Below are 3,946 nucleotides of genomic sequence, written 5' to 3'. Positions count from 1 at the left end.
CCAGCAACCTTAGTATCTTTTTTTACAAGAGTATTATTTTGTAAAGTAGCAATAACAATCTCTCTTAATGAATTGATTTTAAATAGCTCCTTTGCATCAACTTTAAGAAGTCCAGTTTCTTTAGAAATAAAATCAATTTTACCTTCTTTAATATCTGAAAAAATAAGACCTTTTCCAGCAGTGTGATTTTTAATTCTTATAGCAGCATCGTTTTCATGTAAGAATCCCTCTTTATATTCCCATACATAAAGATTATCTTTTCCTAATTTTAAAAGTTCAGGAATATCTTCTTCTTTTATAATATGACCTTTTTTAAAAGCCACACCTTTAAATTCACCAGGAACAATCTTTGTAATATCGTGACATAAAATCGATCCTAAAGAATCAATTGTTTTTATAGTTTTCATATCTCCTCCTTAAATAAATTGCTGTATGATAATTTTTAATTTACCTTTTTTATTTTCTCCTAAATTTTTATTAAAAAAGAATTTTCCATGTTTTTTAATAGTAATTGTAGAGTTTTCAGATATAATTTGACTTTTATTTCTTTCAATAGAGTAGTTAATGGAAACATCACCAGTCTCAATGAGATTCACACTGATGTTTCTAGAAGTATTTAAGATAGATGAAATAATTGAGTCAAGTCTTAAAGAAGATGTTGTATAAGATGATTCTTTAATTTCAGGTTTAGGAATACTTTCTTTATTACAAAGTTCTACTTTTACAGAAATTTTATTAACTTGTTCAATTGACTCAATAATATTAAAAATATCTTTAGTAGTAATACCATATGCAATATTATCTTTAACAATAATATCTCCTAAAAACTCTCTTTTTAAACCTAAACTCATAATAGTTCCTAAAAAATCTTTGTGTTGTAAAATTTTAAATTTATTTGTACCAACAATTTTAAAGTGTACTACATTTGAAATTAAATTTTCAGTTTCAAAATTTGTTGGAAAAAAAATAATCATTTTTTTCTCAGAAAAATCGCTAGTTCCAATAGTTTTGATATTTAATTTTAGTGAATCTGACATAGATTCTATCTTACTCCAAATAGATGGTGGGAAAAAAATATTCCCATAAATAGGGTAATCAATACTCAAACAAAGTTGAATATCATCCCAAATAGGAGCAATTAAAAAACTGTCCTCTTTTTGAAATGTGTTAAAAAAATAAGTTTTATTCATAATACACTCTCTTTCTTTTGATTGTAGTTTTAAAGGATACGTATATTGATTTTATATGATATATGTGATAAAATCAAATAGATTTGTAAAAATAGGGAGATGATTAAAGATGGTAGAAAGAAAGTATATTGCACCTAATGCGATTACAGCAGCAAATATGTTTTTAGGATATCTAAGTATCACAGCTTCAATAGCTGGAGATTTTTCTAAAGCCATATGGTTTATTATCCTAGCAATGGTTTGTGACGGGTTAGATGGGAAGACAGCAAGAAAGTTAGACGCATTTAGTGAATTTGGAAAAGAGTTTGATTCCTTTTGCGATGCAATATCTTTTGGATTGGCTCCAGCAATACTTGTATATTCTGTTTTAGGAAAATCAAATATGCCTAATGTACATAGCTTTGTAATACCAATATCATTTATATATGCTTTATGTGGAGTAATGAGATTGGTTAAGTTTAATATAGTAACAACAGCATCAAGTGAAAAAGATGACTTTAGTGGAATGCCAATTCCTTCAGGAGCATCTGTAATTTGTTCATACTTATTATTTGTATATTCTGTTGAGAATACTTTAGGAGTAGATCTTTTTTCAGTTGAATTTTTTGTGGGATTAACATTACTATCAGGAATATTAATGGTTAGTACTGTTCCATTTAAAACGCCAGATAAAGTTTTTGCATTTGTACCTAAAAAACTTATAATTCCATTTTTATTAATATTAATAGTGACATTAAAATATAGTATGTTTATAGTAACTTCTTATTATGTTTTAGTAAATATATTCACATTTTTTATTGAAAGATCAAAAGAAGAAAAATAAATTATTAAATTAAAAAATAGTTATTAATCATACCCGATGACATCCAAAAAACTATGGAAAATCGGGTATTTTATTTGAATAGTTATATAATTATATGGTATAATTTCAAAGGAGAAAAAATGAGTATATTAGACAAGTTAAATAGCAAGCAGAGAGAAGCTGCAGCAAAAATAGATGGTCCTCTTTTAATATTAGCAGGAGCAGGATCTGGAAAAACAAGAACAATAACATATAGAATAGCGCATATGATCCAAGAAAAAGGAATATCTCCATATAAGATATTAGCAGTTACTTTTACTAATAAAGCTGCTAAAGAGATGAGAGAAAGAGTAGTAAGTTTAATTGGTGATGATGCTCATAAAGCTATGATATCAACATTTCACTCTTTTGGTGTGAGATTGTTGAGGGTATATGGTGAAAAACTAGGATATGCTCCAAACTTTACAATATATGATACAGATGATCAAAAGAGAATAATAAGAAATATAATGAAAGAGTTTGCTGTTAAAGATAAAAATTTAACAGAGGGAATGGTAGTTTCTATAATATCGAAGTTAAAAGAAAATGGAGTAACTCCATCTGATTATGAGCAAAACAATAAATTTGATATGAACCATAAAATTATATATGAATGTTATCAAAAATATAATTCAGTTTTAAAAGTGAATAATGGAATGGATTTTTCTGATATTTTAGTTAATTTATATAGAATTTTAGAAATTCCAGAAGTACTAGAAAGATTACAAGAAAAATTTAGATATATTATGGTAGACGAGTATCAAGATACAAATAATATTCAATATAACATCGTTAGTAAAATAGCAAGTAAGTATAGAAATTTATGTGTTGTGGGAGATGAAAATCAAAGTATTTATGGATTTAGAGGAGCTAATATAAAAAATATTTTAGATTTTGAAAAAGATTATAAAGATGCTCTAATTGTAAAATTAGAAGAAAATTATAGATCTACATCTGCTATTTTAGAAGCAGCAAATGAAGTTATAAAAAATAATAAAACTTCTAAAGATAAAAAGCTTTGGACAAAAAAATCTCAAGGAGAACTTATCACTTTAAAAGAGTGTTATGATGGAAGAGATGAAGCTAACTTTGTTATAGAAGAAATAGTAAAAAGAAAAGCCTTTGGAAAAAGTTATAAAGATTTTACAATTTTATATAGAACAAACGCTCAGTCAAGAGTCTTTGAAGAGGGATTTTTAAAATATAATATTCCATATAAGGTATTTGGAGGAATGCAATTTTATCAAAGAGCAGAAGTTAAAGATATAATAGCTTATTTAACAGTTATAAATAATCCTCAAGATACAGTTAATTTAAATAGAATAATAAATGTTCCTAAAAGAAAATTAGGAGATAAAAGTATAGAAAAAATAAGAAATTATGCTCAAGATAATGAGGTTACAATGTTTGAGGCTATAGGAAAAGGACAAGAGATACCTGGATTAACAGCTGGTGTTAAAGTGGCCTTAGATGAGCTTTCAACAATGTTGAACGAATTAATTGAAATATCCAATGAAAGTAGTGTTAGTGAATTATTTGATGAACTAATAAAATCAGTAGGATATTATAGTTATCTTAATAATACTTATGGTGTAGAAGCAGAGGGAAGAATAGAAAATATAGAGGAACTTAGAAATTCTATTGTAGAATTAGAGAAGACGGTGGACTTTCTTTCTTTAAGAGAATATTTAGAAAATATGTCTTTAGTTAGTGCTACAGATACCTTAGAAGGTGAAGAGGATTATATTAAATTAATGACAATTCATAATTCAAAGGGTCTTGAGTTTCCTATTGTATTCTTAACAGGAGTAGAGGATGATATATTCCCAGGAAGTAAGAAGGTGCTATTTAAACCTGAGGAGCTAGAAGAGGAAAGAAGACTTTGCTATGTTGCTATTACAAGAGCAGAGGAAAA

3 protein-coding genes and 1 pseudogene are annotated in these 3,946 nt (G+C 26.8%); 2 read left to right on the top strand and 2 right to left on the bottom strand.

Features of this window, described 5'->3' with window-relative positions:
- Both Q0V09_RS08795 and Q0V09_RS08790 read right to left on the bottom strand, forming a co-directional pair.
- Positions 1 to 407 (bottom strand): annotated as a pseudogene (locus tag Q0V09_RS08795) (hypothetical protein); the annotation flags it as partial.
- Positions 408 to 416: 9 nt separating this feature from the next.
- Positions 417 to 1,190, bottom strand: a complete 774-nt coding sequence (locus Q0V09_RS08790) for a YlmH/Sll1252 family protein (protein ID WP_297407249.1) — start codon at positions 1,188 to 1,190, stop codon at positions 417 to 419.
- A 109-nt stretch (positions 1,191 to 1,299) separates the two neighbouring features.
- Between Q0V09_RS08790 and pssA the strand changes: the two genes are divergently transcribed.
- On the top strand, positions 1,300 to 2,013 hold the full coding sequence (pssA, locus tag Q0V09_RS08785; protein WP_297407247.1) for a CDP-diacylglycerol--serine O-phosphatidyltransferase: 714 nt from the start codon (positions 1,300 to 1,302) through the stop codon (positions 2,011 to 2,013).
- Positions 2,014 to 2,132: 119 nt separating this feature from the next.
- A partial coding sequence (locus Q0V09_RS08780; protein ID WP_297488629.1) for an ATP-dependent helicase occupies positions 2,133 to 3,946 on the top strand: 1,814 nt, incomplete at its 3' end.

The organism is uncultured Cetobacterium sp. (genome assembly GCF_947039425.1).
Taxonomy (GTDB): Bacteria; Fusobacteriota; Fusobacteriia; order Fusobacteriales; family Fusobacteriaceae; genus Cetobacterium_A.
This window is presented reverse-complemented; position numbering and strand designations above follow the sequence as displayed.